At 41.4% G+C, this 15,451-nt stretch carries 12 protein-coding genes and 1 pseudogene; 5 read left to right on the top strand and 8 right to left on the bottom strand.

Annotated features, from left to right (window positions below; all coding sequences use genetic code 11):
- Window positions 1–61: 61 nt before the first annotated feature.
- The 5 genes from EGC86_RS09885 to EGC86_RS09865 form a co-directional block, all read right to left on the bottom strand.
- A complete protein-coding gene (locus tag EGC86_RS09885; protein ID WP_245423133.1) occupies window positions 62–454 on the bottom strand; it encodes a hypothetical protein in 393 nt (130 codons plus the stop codon).
- Window positions 455–622: 168 nt separating this feature from the next.
- On the bottom strand, window positions 623–1,057 hold the full coding sequence (locus tag EGC86_RS09880) for a DUF2057 family protein (protein ID WP_123777414.1): 435 nt from the start codon (window positions 1,055–1,057) through the stop codon (window positions 623–625).
- A 102-nt stretch (window positions 1,058–1,159) separates the two neighbouring features.
- Window positions 1,160–1,471 carry a hypothetical protein gene (locus EGC86_RS09875; protein WP_245423132.1) on the bottom strand — a complete coding sequence of 104 codons (312 nt, stop codon included), beginning with the start codon at window positions 1,469–1,471 and terminating at the stop codon, window positions 1,160–1,162.
- A gap of 205 nt (window positions 1,472–1,676) precedes the next feature.
- On the bottom strand, window positions 1,677–2,933 hold the full coding sequence (locus EGC86_RS09870) for a Y-family DNA polymerase (RefSeq protein ID WP_123777412.1): 1,257 nt from the start codon (window positions 2,931–2,933) through the stop codon (window positions 1,677–1,679).
- 6 nt (window positions 2,934–2,939) lie between these two features.
- Window positions 2,940–3,353, bottom strand: a complete 414-nt coding sequence (locus EGC86_RS09865) for a LexA family protein (RefSeq protein WP_011637424.1) — start codon at window positions 3,351–3,353, stop codon at window positions 2,940–2,942.
- Window positions 3,354–3,720: 367 nt separating this feature from the next.
- Between EGC86_RS09865 and EGC86_RS09860 the strand changes: the two genes are divergently transcribed.
- The 5 genes from EGC86_RS09860 (at window position 3,721) to EGC86_RS09840 (ending at window position 9,723) form a co-directional block, all read left to right on the top strand.
- Entirely contained in the window at window positions 3,721–4,833 is a 1,113-nt protein-coding gene (locus tag EGC86_RS09860) for an MlaE family ABC transporter permease (RefSeq protein ID WP_123777411.1), read from the top strand.
- Between the two features lie 2 nt (window positions 4,834–4,835).
- A complete protein-coding gene (locus EGC86_RS09855) occupies window positions 4,836–5,600 on the top strand; it encodes an ABC transporter ATP-binding protein (RefSeq protein ID WP_123777410.1) in 765 nt (254 codons plus the stop codon).
- Window positions 5,597–6,580, top strand: a complete 984-nt coding sequence (locus tag EGC86_RS09850; RefSeq protein WP_123777409.1) for an MlaD family protein — start codon at window positions 5,597–5,599, stop codon at window positions 6,578–6,580. Before EGC86_RS09855 ends, EGC86_RS09850 begins: the two co-directional genes overlap by 4 nt.
- 4 nt (window positions 6,581–6,584) lie before the next feature.
- Complete coding sequence (locus tag EGC86_RS09845; RefSeq protein ID WP_123777408.1) at window positions 6,585–7,184, top strand: PqiC family protein; 600 nt, start codon at window positions 6,585–6,587, stop codon at window positions 7,182–7,184.
- Between the two features lie 469 nt (window positions 7,185–7,653).
- Window positions 7,654–9,723 carry a M13 family metallopeptidase gene (locus tag EGC86_RS09840; RefSeq protein WP_123777407.1) on the top strand — a complete coding sequence of 690 codons (2,070 nt, stop codon included), beginning with the start codon at window positions 7,654–7,656 and terminating at the stop codon, window positions 9,721–9,723.
- A 1,033-nt stretch (window positions 9,724–10,756) separates the two neighbouring features.
- Here EGC86_RS09840 and EGC86_RS09835 read toward each other — a convergent pair.
- The 3 genes and pseudogenes from EGC86_RS09835 to EGC86_RS09825 all read right to left on the bottom strand — a co-directional run bounded on the left by EGC86_RS09835 (window position 10,757) and on the right by EGC86_RS09825 (window position 15,080).
- Window positions 10,757–13,837, bottom strand: a complete 3,081-nt coding sequence (locus tag EGC86_RS09835; RefSeq protein WP_165872398.1) for a bifunctional diguanylate cyclase/phosphodiesterase — start codon at window positions 13,835–13,837, stop codon at window positions 10,757–10,759.
- A 124-nt stretch (window positions 13,838–13,961) separates the two neighbouring features.
- Window positions 13,962–14,218: pseudogene (locus tag EGC86_RS21045) on the bottom strand (transposase); the annotation flags it as partial.
- Window positions 14,219–14,873: 655 nt separating this feature from the next.
- Window positions 14,874–15,080 (bottom strand): hypothetical protein, encoded by a 207-nt coding sequence (locus EGC86_RS09825; RefSeq protein WP_059744957.1) that lies wholly within the window; start codon window positions 15,078–15,080, stop codon window positions 14,874–14,876.
- Window positions 15,081–15,451 lie beyond the last annotated feature (371 nt).

The following is a 15,451-nucleotide window of genomic DNA, read 5'->3' as shown; positions in this document are numbered from 1 at the left end:
AAATTGAAACTACATGATTGGCTAGGACAGTTAGCAAAAAAAAGGCGTAACTGTGCCTATGTTAGGCAAATATTGGAGGACGGTATAAAGATGAAAAATACTGAGGCATTAGTGCTGAGGTAAACATTGTTGCAGAATTAACTAAGCTGACTTCTGATTTAAGCGTTGGCATTGCCATCGTTAAAGCGACTGATAAACATGAGCCGACAGGACAATGGCAAGTTTGAGCACAACAATTATCACTCTCATTATCACTCATTTCACTCATGTCACTCATATTATTCATGGCATTCTTTTGCATATTCATGTCATGACAAGCATTGTTATTATCTGTCGATAATGTTGACTTTGTCATTGAGCTCATTGGCATATTAGCTGACATAATCACAGACGAAAAAGCCTGACCGACAAACGTCAGTAAGACAAACATCATGATTAAGTGGGCTTTACGCAAAATATACTCTCCAAAAACAACAGCAAACAGAATAGTGAAATGTATTATCTTAAACAAGGGTTATTTTAACTTGTTTTACTTAGTATTGACTATAAACCCACGTGCAGCACATAGGTCAAGCAGGTTTTTATAACGATAGAGCGCTATGTAAGCGCCCTATCAATTTTACTATTGTTGCATCATTTGACTGTGTTGTTTCATGATAATAGCCATTAACTCTTCGTGATTAACTAATTTCACGTTTTCACCTTTTACGCTGGCGCGGTCTAAGGTTATCACCGGTGATGCAATAAATTTCTTTGCATTGGTTGAAGAGAAAATCTCTTTGCTACGCACTTGAATATCTTCATCTTTGGTTAGATGTAGACTCCAATATAACGCATCGGACTTAATAAAATTCGTATCATCTGCTCCTGATGAAAACACATCATAAAACTGTAATTCTATTAAATGTTGACCAGGAGACACCTCCATTTCACTTTTATTTGATGTCGATTTGCCATCGACCGCAGTAAAGATTAAATAGTCAGGTAATGAAATAGTGGCAGCCATTGCTGCTGAGCTGGCTAAAGATAATAGTGTGATCGCAATGAATTTTTTCATAATAAACTCCGTTAACTTTTGATACTTATAGTTTTTGATGCTTATAGTTGAAGCAACAAAAATCTTTATAAATTAATGTGGGTAACTAATAAAAATAAAGAATTAAGCTATCGGAGGTGGATTTTGGCTTACTAGAATGGTGGGAGTTGATGCCCATAAAGACGAACTCGCTTTAGCACTTGTTAGTGGAGCATCGGTGAGATTTGTTGCTGATATCAAAAATGCATTCGCGACAGCATGACAATGGCTAATGCATTGACTCATATCGTTTAAACAACAGTCACCGTTAGTGCCGCAGTCACCTTGCATCATCGTTGATTGCTGCATGCTACTCGACTGCATATCTGACATAGTCATTTCATTAGACATAGCAAAACTTGGAACAAGTAATTGTCCAAGTAGTGAAATTATCATTGCTATGTTTAACAGCGTATTTCGCATTATGTCGGCCATATGATGAGTACGATTTAACATTAACAATTTAACTAGAGTGATAATCAGAGCTGAATCACATTTTAAGGTTTAGCCATAGTTGAATGCCCCAACCTTGCATGTGTTATGGCAGAGCAATACCATTGTTATAATAAACCTTAGTAATAAACCTTAGTAATATAAAACCTTAGCATTTAATGCTGGGTAAGCATTTCCATTGGGTTGAATATTGAGGTGTGAGTAAATCACGGCGCATGGCCCATTTTTGTTCTATTCCTTGTGCAGCCAAAAACACTGTATCGCGGCCATATCGTTGATTGATGCCGTCAAGCGTATCCATCAAGGCATAATTGACCTTAGCGGTATTAAATAAATCAAATTGAAAATGTTTCTCGCTGGTTAAATCAACTAGGCCTACACCAATTTTGTAATAACGAACACCATTGCTAAATAATCTCGGGGCGGCGTCGGTCATGGCTTTGGTGAGTTCAATGGTGCAATTGGTTGGACATGGAAAATGGACGATAACTTTATAACTCACAGGCCGTTCGTCGTGGGGCGAATTACTGGCAAATAACAACATGGTTTTACAATGTGAGCCTTGTTGACGAGCTTTACTTGCTGCGATGCCAACATGTTTACTCAATGCCTGTAATAGTGATTCAAAATCGCAAATACGTTCGCCCACACTGCGGGTGGAGAAAATTTGTTTTTTATCTGCCCTAGCCTCATCCCATTGTTTACACGCTTCGCCGTTAAGTTCGCGTACCGTGCGTTCAATTTCAATACTAAATTGTTTTCTGGCCAAACTGGGTGGCATAGAGGCGAGATCGTATGCACTGCGAATATTCATCAATTCAAGCTTTTTACTGATGCGCCTGCCAATCCCCCACACCTCTTTTACGGCAAGTTGGCGTAAAATATCATTGCGTTGATGCGCAGTGTCGATAACGCACACTCCTTTGTATCCCGGGATTTTTTTAGCGGCGTGATTGGCTATTTTAGCTAAGGTTAACGTTTGCCCCATGCCCACACAAACCGCCAGGCGGGCTTCTTTCCAAACTGCGCGACGAATTAACTGACCCTGGGTATACAGGCATTTGATAGCAGGATAACTGTGTTTAAAAGACAGAAAGCTTTCATCGATGGAGTACACATGTTGTTCTGGCGCAAAACGGCCTATTATTGCCATCATCTTTGCCGATAAATCGGCATACAATTCATAATTAGATGAGCACACAATGACATTGCGCTGAACGCATAATGCTTTAGCTTGAAAGTAAGGCAAAAACTTCTCAATACCCGCCTCTTTTGCTTGCCGATTAGCAGCAACAATACAGCCATCGTTATTGCTCAGCACAATAATCGGTCTGCCGCGCCAGTCAGGGCGAAAAACCTGTTCTGCACTGCAATAAAAAGCATTGGCATCGACTAAGGCAAACATTGTTACCTAACCTTTTTTGCTGATAAGCAGTGGGCTTTGACGATGACAACGAATCGAGCGAATCACCACACCTTCAATACTAAAGTCATCATAGTCGCAGATGGTCACAGGTAAATGTTGCTCATTAGACGACATCAGCATTCGCCGATGCATGTCGAGAATTTTACACACAAATTCACCATTAAAATTAGCCACTATCACGTCGCCATTTCTAGCCGTTTCATGGCGGTCGACAATCAATAAGTCACCATCATATATTCCCACTCCTTGCATCGACTCACCTTGGGCTAAGCCGATAAAAGTGGAACTTGGATGCTGGATTAATATCTCATCAAGGCTGAGGCCTAACTGAAGATACTCAGCGGCAGGTGATTCGAAACCGGTAATGCCGGCGCTGGCTGCAATGGGAATAACGCGCATATGACAACCTCTAATATAATATATACTGTATAAAAAAGAACTGTATAAATAAACAGTATATATTAGCGTTAAATTTTGTCAGCGCAAGTTTATTTGCTTTAAATCGCGACAAGCGGCAGTTATTTTCAATTGTTAGCGTCATTTTTATTGCCTCTGCACAACAACATCGGTCCATAACTAAAGCTTCTTCAATGTAGCAAAGCGTCAATACATCAAAGTGATAGCTTCATTATTGATGAAATAATATGTCCAAGGTCAAAATATAATCAGTAAGCTTGGTCTACACTGTTAACAGGAGCAAAAATCAAGCTAACCTGTTTATAAAACAAACGAATATACTTATTTCATATTGGCTCGGGGGTCTAGCATGACACTCGCAACATTCCATATCGACATGCACGATGATAACTGCATACTGAACCTTGCTGGTGATTGGCAATTAGGCCAAGCACCGCTAGGCGCAGATATTTGTGCTGAGCTGCCATCCAATTGCCAATCTATCACCTTAATCACCACAGAATTATCCCACTGGGATTCAAGCCTCGCCATTGCCTTATTACAATTATCTCGTTGGTGTGAGCGGAAAAAAATACCACTAGACACTCAACAAACACCTCAAGGATTGCAGCAATTACTGCAACTGGCTACCGATGTTCCTGTTTATCAACCCACTAATGAAGGTGCTATTGGCGGATTGTGGCCGACCTTACGTCGAGGATTGATTAGCCAAGGTTTACAGGTGCACGATGGATTAGTATTCGTTGGCGACTGCACTTTGGCATTAGGGCGTTGGTTGGGTGGCAGAGCGAGAACTCGCCGAAGTGATATCGTTTTTTTTATCGAACAGGCGGGGCCTAAGGGGCTTGCGATTGTTACCTTAATTAGCCTGCTCGTGGGAATGATTTTGGCTTATTTAGGTTCTGTACAACTGCGTCAATTAGGTGCCCAGGTATATGTGGCTAATTTAGTGGCTATCGGAATGGTGCGTGAAATGGGTGCTCTAATGACAGGCGTTATTATGGCTGGCCGAACCGGAGCCGCTTATGCGGCGCAGTTAGGCACCATGCAGGTTAATGAAGAAATTGATGCGCTGCGAGTAATGGGCATTCCTACCATGGAGTTTCTGGTTTTACCGCGGTTATTAGCATTAATTTTTATTATGCCGCTAATGTGTATTTATTCGGATGTAATAGGCATGATTGGCGGTGCGTTAGTTGCTAACGGTATGGGCGTGAGTTATACCCAATATATTTTGCAAACCCAGGTTGCGATTGATTGGGTAGATATTTCCACTGGTTTAATAAAGAGTTTAATTTTTGGATTTTTAATTGCGATTGCGGGTTGTCAGGCGGGACTGCTTTGCGGACGTGACTCGAATGCCGTTGGTTTAGCGACGACCCACGCTGTGGTTAAGGCCATTGTTTTTTTGGTTGTCTCCGATGCAGCGCTTAATATCTTATACGATAAATTAGGGATCTAACCATGGTTGATGATGCCTTTATCAGTGTACGTAATCTATCAGTCGGCTACGGCAGTACCGAGGTGCAAAAAAAACTCAACTTCGACATTAACAAGAATGATATCTTTTTTGTCATTGGCGGCAGTGGTTGTGGCAAAACAACCTTGCTGAAATCGATGGTGGGATTACTCACGCCACTACAAGGCGAAGTACTCTATCAAGGCAAAAACTTTTATGAAGCAAATGAGCCCGAGCAGGTAGCAATGCTCAAAGATTGGGGGATTACCTTCCAAACAGGCGCATTGTTTTCGAGCATGTCGCTTGGCGAGAATGTGGCGTTACCCCTGCAGCTCTATACCGACCTTTCGGAGCGACAAATTGCCGAAGCCGTCGCCTATAAACTGGCACTTGTCGGCTTAGCGGGCTTCGAGAAATTTTATCCTGCCGAGTTAAGCGGCGGTATGCACAAACGCGCAGGACTAGCACGGGCGCTGGCATTAGACCCTCAATTGTTATTTTTTGATGAACCCTCTGCAGGTTTAGACCCTATTAGCTCGATGCGTTTAGATCAATTGATCGTGCAAATATGCCAGGCCCTAGACTCTACCGTGATCATTGTGTCCCACGAGCTGCCCAGTATATTGTCAATCGGCACTCGTTGTGTATTTCTGGATAATGAGACCAATACTATGCTCGATTGTGGTGACCCACGAGAATTAAAAATACACAGTAGCCAGCCTAGGGTTCGTCAATTTCTCAATCGTACCGAAAAATCGGAGATCTCATGAGTAAAAGCCAACGACTTCCGCTCGCGATTGGTGCCTTTATATTTGGCGCAATTATCTTAGTGTTTATTGCATTACTGTTCTTTTCCGGTGGGCGTATATTTGCAGAGAAAGCCCCGGTAGTGATGTTTTTTAACAGTTCTGTGCAAGGGTTACAGGTAGGCGCACCGGTAAAATTAAAAGGGGTCATAATCGGTGAAATAAGCGATATCAGTATCGATTTCCCCAACGACAGTAGCCAGGGTGTCACGGCTGCGGTTCATGCCGACTTATTGTTGAAACGTATCAATATAAAAGGGATTCAAGTAGGTGAAGAGTTTTTTTCACACGCCATCGATAACGGCTTACGCGCCCAGCTGAATTATCTGAGTTTACTCACCGGACTACTGTATGTTGAGCTGGATTTCTTCCCCAACACCTCGCCAGTATTCCATGGAGAAAAAGACCAATTATTAGAATTGCCGACCATCGCGACTGATTTCGAATCGTTGTCCAAAGACCTGCAATCGTTAAACTTAAAAAGTTTAGTCAACAATGTCGATAATTTAGCCCAGCAGCTCAGTGACATTGCTGCCAGCGGAAAAATACAGCAAGCACTGGATAATTTTGATAATGCAGCCAAAGCAGTTAAAAGCACCGCGATTAACTTAGACAACACTCAGGCAGCATTAGGTAAAAATGGGCTTGAAGTGCTGCTAAAACTCGATAATTTACTGGTGCAATTAAATCATGATGAACCCAAGCTCGTTGAATCGCTAAACCATAGTTTAACTGAATTACGCAGTACACTATTAAGCATTAATCAGCTTGCAAACCAAGCAGGAAACACACTCGACCAAAACTCACCATTGTTGATAGAACTCACCAATACATTGGAAGAAATCCGCCGCACAGCTCGATCGCTACGAAGCTTGAGCGAAACCTTAGATGAACAACCTGAGGCCATCATACGTGGCAAAAAAGCCCTACCTTTAGGAGAATAATGTCATGGAAAAATATGGAGTTTGGAGCATTAACTGGGGGATCGGTTTACTGCTATTGAGTTTAGTGAGTGGCTGCCAAAGCTCTCCCGAAAAACAATACTTTGTGTTAACGGCAATGCCCAGCCAAATGGTATCTGGCAGTACTGCGTTAGAGCATGACATTGGTATCGGGCCAATTGACGTAGCCGAATACCTACATTTTACGCAACTGATGTATCAACTGGATGATGGTAGCCTGCAACGATTTGCCAATAGTTATTGGGCTGAACCGCTTGAGCAAGGTATCAGCCGAGTCATGAGTATCAATCTAAGCCAAGGAGATCGCCGTCGTAATCTGGTGTTATTTTCTTGGCGAGCAAACAACACTCCCCAGTACAGCATTAAAATCAAGGTTACTTCCCTCAACCGAGATGGCAATAACGCCAGACTCAATGCCAACTGGGAGCTAACAAACAATTCATTACACCAAACGTTGGCAAAACAAAATTTCATCGCGGTCACTAACGCTGGTTCGACGGCTGCGGAGTTGGTCAGCGCGTACAGCAACTTATTGACTCAGTTGGCTAAGGAAATTGAAAAATCATTACCACAAAATTCAGATTAAACACTCCAGCCTACTGTCAGCATTCTCGCGTCAGAGTTGTTGTGCAAGCTTTGTTTTATGAGCGGTGGTGTAAATCATAAACCTAACGATTAAGCTGATTTACAGGGTATTGAGTAAACAAACTCAAACAATAGCGCTATCAATACAGATGCCAGTCCCAAGAAAAGTAACAATCAAAAATGGTTGGGTAGCTTAAGCACTGGCAGCGTTAATATTACAAAGCCTAACTCACTTTTATTCCACGTTTTGGTTAATTATGCTGATGATAATCAACTGCCCTTATCTGTGCCTCTCAAATAAACAATACATCTAAATAAAATCAAACCAGCGCATATTCTGCCGATCATTTCATTGATTAACTCAGCGTTGGTTAAATTTGCTAACAATTCGAACGTTGACATTTTTTGTCAGTCTTTCAATATGGCTAGGCAAATAATTCTGTAAAAATAGACCAAGGAACACGATAACAATGAATAAATCCTTAATTGCGATTGGATTAACCACAGCACTATTAAGTGGTTGCGGCGTATCTGATACAAATAACACTAAACTTGCAACCGTGACCTCACCAGCCCCCGCTAAAGCAGAGTTAGGTACTTTTGGGGTGGATTTAGCTGCACGTAATGAAGCCGTTAAGCCTGGTGATGACTTTTTTATGTATTCAAGTGGCACTTGGTACGACAACTTTGTCATGCCTGCCGACAAAACTCGTTATGGCGCATTTAATGCTTTAGCTGAGCGCAGTGAAAATCAAGTGAAAGCCATTATCGACGATATTGCCAGCCGCAGCGACTTAACTGCCGAAGAACAATTAATTGCTGATTTTTATCATGCCTATATGGATACCGACACCATTAATAAGTTGGGTATCACGCCAATTAAAGGCACCTTAGATCAAATTTCTGCGATTAGCTCAACACAAGATTTAACCAAAGTATTCGGTGAAGCATGGCTTACTGGTGCATCATCACCTATTTGGGGTGGTATGTGGTTTAATCGCCTAGATCCAGATCAATATGAAATGACTATTGGTGCTGGTGGTTTAGGTCTGCCCGATCGCTCGTATTACCTCGAAGACAGCGAGCGTTTCGTTAACATCCGTAAAGCGTATGTCGACCATATCGCTAAAATGCTGGCCTTTGCTGGTATAAACGACGGTGCAAAACGTGCCCAAACTATTTTGGCACTCGAAACAAAAATTGCACAGGCACAATGGCCTAGAGAAAAGCGTCGTGACCGTGATTTAACCTTAAACCAACTCAAACGTGAAGAATTGGTTAAGCAATATCCTGGATTTGATTGGGATATCTATTTTGCACAAACCGGTTACCAAGTGCCGAAACTAAATATTTCGCAGCCAGAACCCGTTAAAGCAATGATTGACTTAATTAACCAACAACCACTCACTGTGTGGCAAGACTATTTAACCTTCCACACCATTAGTAATAATGCAGGGTTATTGTCAGAAGACATTTTTAATACCAATTTTGCTTTTTTTGGCAAAGAACTCACTGGGCAAGAGCAACCTCGTCCACGCTGGAAACGTGCAGTTGAAGAGATGTCAGGCACTCAATCTCTAGGTTTCGCTATTGGTAAAGTGTATGTGTCGCGTTATTTCCCTGAGTCGTCTAAACAAAAAATGGCTGAGTTAGTTAACAATCTGCGCACAGCATTAGGTCAACGCATTGATGGTTTAGATTGGATGGGCGCAGAAACCAAGGTGAATGCCCATGCTAAGTTAGCAGCATTTAATCCAAAAATTGGTTATCCCGATGTATGGCAACAATTTGATGGCTTAACCCTCACTAAAAATGATTTAGTGGGTGATATTAAGAATCTACGCAAATACTTCCAAGCCGATAGCGTAGCAAAAGAACTGGAAAAAACGGACCGTAATCGTTGGGGGATGACACCGCAAACGGTCAATGCCTATTACAACAGCTCGTTTAATGAAATTGTGTTCCCTGCGGCAATTTTACAACCGCCGTTTTTTGATCCAAACGCAGATGCAGCGGTTAACTATGGCAGTATCGGTGCCGTAATTGGTCACGAAATGGGCCATGGTTTTGATGATCAAGGTTCTAAATCAGACGCCAATGGCGTTCAGCGTAACTGGTGGACAGATGAAGATCGTGCCGCATTTGATGCTAAAGCCGATAAGCTCGCGGCACAATATAACCAATATGAACCTATTCCTGAAAACTTTGTTAACGGCCGCAACAGTCTCGGAGAAAACATTGGCGATGTTGGCGGTTTATCAATGGCATACCACGCTTACAAATTAAGCTTAAACGGTAAAGAGGCCCCGGTGATAGATGGCGTTACTGGCGATCAACGTTTCTTTTTAGCTTGGGCTCAAGTGTGGAAAGAAAAACGTACCGAACAAAGTATGTTAACTCAGTTACGTGCAGGCACTCATGCACCAGGTCGTTACCGTGCCCTCGCCCCGCGTAACCACGATGCTTGGTATAAAGCCTTTGATGTTAAACCAGGTGATAAGTTGTACTTGCCAGAAGATCAGCGCGTACGTATTTGGTAATTTAGTGCGTAAATAGCTGCAATAATGTGCCGCGATAGCAACAAGCATCCGACACAAAAATGCCCGTCAGTTAACTGCCGGGCATTTTTTATCACTATATGCGCGAATGCCTAAAATAATATCGGAAACCTTGTGGTTAATAGCAGAGGCGAGTAAAGACCTAGACAAACATTCGGATTGATTAATCAATTATTGGTAATATCGTTTGAACTCTTTTCAAGTCAGTTAACAATTTTCTCTTGATAAGCTTTTACCGTAGAGAAACTGTGTATATTCATAAATACGTCCGAAGCAGTTTCTTTAGATGCACAGGCCGTCCATGGCCAGCTCACGTATTCTTTTATAAAGAGTCTCCAACGGCCTCAAGTTCAGAGTTGAATTTATCAATTTTCAAGTAAAGCATCTAACTCATATATGAACAGATGATTGCTAACAGCCTTCTCGTCGCCCCAACTCTCACGTCGTCCCGGTAATGCTTTTGAGCCGGGATCCAGGTGTTTTTTTGTTTTGTACTTATGGCCTTTATGTATTTATGACCTGCGGCCACTAACGTCGTGGCGCGTCGCCCACACCAGACTAACATCGCAAGGGTCCACCCTGCACGGGCCAAAAGGGGATCAACAGCAATCCCCTCTTGGATCACCCCTGCCGTTCCGGCAACATTTTAGCTTTTTAACCAAACAACAGCTTTGAATCTCGTTTGTAATCGGCCTCGGCCCCTCTTGTAATAAAGAGTGAAAATGCTAACGCTTCAGATGGGAGTCTGATGTGAATGGATTCACGAATGTCGTGATGGCAGGATGCCAAGGAACGACCTGTACAGCGAAAGCTAGCCTGACGTCCTGTCAGGCTCACGCTATTTTCTTCAACGGCCTCATTATCCATTTCCAATCATGGCTTCTGACTCATTTATGGACAGAAACCTGTCAGCTGGCTCACTAATTTAGTGATAAATGAATCAACCCATTTATCTATCATAGAACGTTTAGATGTCTGATAGACATCTATGTGGTGGACCAAATTAGCTAACCCACTACAGTGATGTCAAATTGAAGATTAACTTCTCTTCTGCTACAGGTTTTCCAAAAAAGAAGCCCTGATACTGATCGCATTTTTCGTTGACTAAAAAATCAAGCTCTTCCTGACACTCAACCCCTTCGGCAATCGTTTTCATTCCCAGCGCTTGAGCCATACTGATGATTGCTCTAACAAGACTTTGCTTTTTTTCGTCCAGATGTACATCTTTAACAAAGGTAATGTCAATTTTCAGAACGTCAACCGGGTATAATCTCAAATAAGCTAAATTAGAATAACCAGTACCAAAATCATCAATTGAAAGCCCAATACCTATTTTTTTTAATTCCTTAAGAGTATTTAAGGTGTATTCGACATCCAACATTGCCACTCTTTCGGTGATCTCTAATTCCAATAGTGCCGGTGGTAAACCAAAATGTGCGATTGTCTTTGTCAACATCGACACAAACTCTCGATCGGCAAATAAAGAAGCTGAAACATTGACGGCTACTGGTAACACACATCCTGGGTAACGTACTAACCAGTCACTTATTTTTGTGATTGCATTTTTGAGTACCCATTGATCGATGTCGGATATGAGGCCAATTTTCTCAGCTAAAGGAATAAAGTTGGCTGGTGAAATCATGCCACCATCTTGTTGAGGCCATCGAATAAGAGCTTCATAGGCAACTATCTGCACGTTTCCTTTAGTGACAGTAACTTTAGGTTGAAAATATAAGGTCAGTTCATTATTAGTAATGGCTTTATCAAGGTTACTTCTCATTGCCATCTGTTCTTGCACTTCTTTTTGCATAGAGACATTAAAAAATACCGATTCGTTTCCTCCAAGTGCCTTGGCTTTGTACATTGCTGTATCTGCTGCTTGAATTAAATCTTCTAAGTTAATACCGTCCTGTGGGAACATGGCAATACCGATACTTGCACCGATATGGACATCTAATTCTTCGATTAAAAACTCTTGTTTAATCTCTTCTATATATCTCAACGCCATTTGGCTGGCTTCATCCATGTTGCATTGTGCAATAATGATGAACTCGTCCCCACCGAAACGGCTGAATAAGTCTGTTTCTCGAATGTGTGAACTTAATCGTGCTGTAACGAGTCGTAACAGTTCATCACCATAATGGTGACCAAAGGCATCATTGATTTCTTTAAACTTATCCAAGTCAATGAATAATAAAGCCCATGTTAGACCAGAACGCTGCGATTCCGCTGATGCTCGTAGAAAATATTCATTGAGTAAAATACGATTGGGAAGACCTGTTAATTGATCGTAGTTGGCTAAATGCAGAATAGTAGTTTCGTCTTGTTGCCTTTGGGTGACATCTTCCATGATAGAGATGATGTGAAGAATTGTGCCATCAGAATCTAAAACAGTAGTTAAACTTCCGCGCTGTAAATAGAGTTCACCATTTTTCCTTTTATTCCAAAATTCACCACTCCAGATCCCATGTTTTTGCAGCTGCCGAAAAAGGCTTCCATAAAATGCACTATCTTGTTTATCGGACTTTAGCATTCTAGGGTTTTGACCAATAGTCTCTTCACGGCTGTAGCCAGTGATAATAGAGAAGGCTGGATTGACATCTAAAATAGTACCTTCACCATCGGTGATAATAATAGACTCACAACTGTAGTCGAATACTTCTGTGGTTTGTTTCAGCCGCTTTTGAGAATCATGCATGGAAATAGCAAAACCAGTATCATCGGCCAATTCCTGAAACAATCGCAACATTTCTGGTGTGAAAATAAATTCCCTTTTAGAAAAAATCAGTAAACATCCAACACAGTTTAATTTTTGGTTTATAGGAAACGCTGCTACTGAGTTATAGCCAAAAAATGATGATTCGTCATGCACGTGTTTGTTTGATTGGAACAACTCATATGCTTGGCTTACCAGTACCCGCTTCACGAGATCGCAATTCTTGTCTACGAAAGGGGGCGTAGTAATGATATCGCTGTCGGTTCGGGCCAAAGCACAGTTAACTACATTTTCATTAGATGCAGTGTTGTCAAAATGAATGATAGAAACGCGATCAAACTTAGTTTCTTCAAGAATGATTTTGCAAGCCGATTCAAAAAGTTGAGGTTTTTCTAAAGGCTGCTTGATGAGCAATTGATTAAAACGACTCAACATTTCATAAAGGTGATGTAGTGACGTTTCTTTTTCTAGATGTTGATCACGGTCGTGAAGCATCATCCCGACCAACCACGCCACCAGTGCATTGAAACTGATAAATACAGATAACGCAATCAGGCTATTGATAACTTGTTGTGATTGACCTGCATAGCGTGAGTCTGCCCAAAAAGAGACCACACCAATACATAATACAACCAACAGGCTTTGTAGCAATGGTAAACGGATAGCAGCAAACAACGTAAATGGCATCAGTAAAGAACTGTATGTAGCAAGAGCTCTACCTTCGGGGTTTGCTATTGAAAAAACCGTTACTGCGATGATTAGTCCTGCTAACAACGTCCAAACAAATGTTGAAGTTTTTGCCAACGAGCTAAACAAATGAGATTGCTGACAGTCGTGCTGCCAGAGCAGTAAGGGAGTAATTATTACCATAGAGGTGAAACGAAGTGCAGCCCAGTATAAGAATTCCTGCTCAATTCCATTGAAAGTAAAAGGCAGTGGTGAAACCAATCGCTCCAGTAGAGGTTGTATAATTGATGATGCTAATACTGGCAGTGTCACAGCAAATATAAGAAAATTTATGGATTTTTTTAATGTGTTAGGGAACTGAGCATCGGGTGTAAACCGCCTTAACAAGAACCAGCCAAGAAAAGCCTGAAAAATTAAGGTTAAACTAGTAATTGCTGATGGAAGTGGGGATATTCCAAGTAACACATTTTCTATCAAGTAATTGGCTGCAAAAATGCCTAATGACATTGTTGCTATATGATGTACCCGATACGTTGATTGTGTGAGATATATGAGTGCGGCTAAAATAACTGGTCCGCCGATACGATACGACGCTTGCCCATAAAAAGAGTATGTTAGCCAATGCCAAACTGATACGGATAAACAATAAATTAAAAGCCAAGCAAACCAGGGAAATCGGTTCAATGCATTCATGATGTACATCTCAAATTGGTACCCTCTGTTAGTGTTTATATCTTATCTACATCTTAGCCGTTCCAATTTAAATTGATAGAGTTTGATTTTTATATTAGGGACTATTGATCTTTCACATTGGGAGCTAAATTATCGAGCAAGCGAGAGCCCGTATACTTTCAAAATTAATTTTAAATTTGCCATAACAGGTTGCTATAACTGTAAAATGCTTGAGCCGAGCAAAAGCATTTTCAACTAAATGCCGATATTTGTATAAACACCCATCATATCGTCATTTCCTTGCTTCGAATTTTGTCTTATAGGGATCACTGGCTCTGAGCCACATTCACGAACTTTATCTCTAATCGCTTCACTGTCGTAGCCTTTGTCCGCATTGTAGTGGTAAATGAATACTGGCCACCGTTTTAGATTCATTATTACAAAGAATGTGACATTAGAAAATTCATGGCAAACTGAAATGTATATGTTTCGATTAAGCAATAGCACCAACTCATATTGGGGCAAAAACGAGTTAGTTTTCTTGACTTGGAAATGGTGTGATTTAACTCTGAACTTGAGACCGTTGAAGAAAATAGCGTGAAGCTCACATGGCCTTTCTCGCACATCCATGTGCTACAAGGCATTCAGGCATCCTGCCTATCAGATGTGAGCTTAGCTTTGGCGGTACAGGTCGTTCTTTGGCGTCCTGCCATCACGACATTCGTGAATCCATTCACATCAGATGTACCATCGGAAGCGTTAGCATTTTCACTCTTTATTACAAGATGGACCGAAGCAGGCTTCAAATGACGTTAAAAGCTGGATAAATCGCCATGGCGACTTTTCGCATCTAATATTTAAGTCAATTGGGAAAATGTTGCCGGGTGGCTGGGCTAATTCTTTTATAAAGAATAAAGAGCGAACAGCCGTTGGTTTCCTTTTGCTCTGGTGTGGGTGAAGCGCCACGACGTTAGTGGCCGCAGGCCATATTCCAAACTAACTTAGGCCATACATGACTCTGAGTGATAAGACAGATAAACAATAATGCCTACAGCGACTAAAGCCGGATAAAATACGGTATCGCCACTAAGATTACTCCCATAATCAGCAAAGTGGTCACGCTGGCAACAAAATAAGGAAACACGATTAATGCCATTCCTACACACAAGGGAACAATCGCCCTTTGGCGCTTACCATAAACAAAATACCCCATGCCTATAGCGCCAAATAGCACACTCCACATGATCATTGATGAACTGCCCATCTGTATTCCTCTTATCTAATCATCTTGGTATTTGAATCTTTAAATAAGGTTATAGCATGATTACTGTTTTTCTATCATGTCTCTATGATGAATCCAGATCATCGTTGGTGACATCATTCAGACTGTAGAGTGAATCAAACTGCCCTCCTCAGTACTTAATAATCAATCCTCAATCCTTGAACACTGGAACGCTGGAACGCTGGAACGCTGGAACGCTTAGCAGAATACATAACCCATATGCATAACATTAATACATATAATTAATCCATAACATTAGTCGGTGAGAAATAAGGCTGTGATTGTATAGTGACATACAAAAAATGTTGGTGAAGATTTGTCTAAAACAAACAGGTTTAATCAATATACCTTCC

Source organism: Shewanella frigidimarina, from assembly GCF_003797125.1.
In the GTDB taxonomy this organism is placed as follows: Bacteria; Pseudomonadota; Gammaproteobacteria; order Enterobacterales; family Shewanellaceae; genus Shewanella; species Shewanella frigidimarina.
This window is presented reverse-complemented; position numbering and strand designations above follow the sequence as displayed.

Coding starts and splice junctions, on each gene's coding strand:
- EGC86_RS09880 (WP_123777414.1), bottom strand. CDS start 1,057: ATGAAAAAATTCATTGCGATCACACTATTATCTTTAGCCAGCTCAGCA.
- EGC86_RS09875 (WP_245423132.1), bottom strand. CDS start 1,471: ATGATAATTTCACTACTTGGACAATTACTTGTTCCAAGTTTTGCTATG.
- EGC86_RS09870 (WP_123777412.1), bottom strand. CDS start 2,933: ATGTTTGCCTTAGTCGATGCCAATGCTTTTTATTGCAGTGCAGAACAG.
- EGC86_RS09865 (WP_011637424.1), bottom strand. CDS start 3,353: ATGCGCGTTATTCCCATTGCAGCCAGCGCCGGCATTACCGGTTTCGAA.
- EGC86_RS09860 (WP_123777411.1), top strand. CDS start 3,721: ATGACACTCGCAACATTCCATATCGACATGCACGATGATAACTGCATA.
- EGC86_RS09855 (WP_123777410.1), top strand. CDS start 4,836: ATGGTTGATGATGCCTTTATCAGTGTACGTAATCTATCAGTCGGCTAC.
- EGC86_RS09850 (WP_123777409.1), top strand. CDS start 5,597: ATGAGTAAAAGCCAACGACTTCCGCTCGCGATTGGTGCCTTTATATTT.
- EGC86_RS09845 (WP_123777408.1), top strand. CDS start 6,585: ATGGAAAAATATGGAGTTTGGAGCATTAACTGGGGGATCGGTTTACTG.
- EGC86_RS09840 (WP_123777407.1), top strand. CDS start 7,654: ATGAATAAATCCTTAATTGCGATTGGATTAACCACAGCACTATTAAGT.
- EGC86_RS09835 (WP_165872398.1), bottom strand. CDS start 13,837: ATGAATGCATTGAACCGATTTCCCTGGTTTGCTTGGCTTTTAATTTAT.
- EGC86_RS09825 (WP_059744957.1), bottom strand. CDS start 15,080: ATGGGCAGTTCATCAATGATCATGTGGAGTGTGCTATTTGGCGCTATA.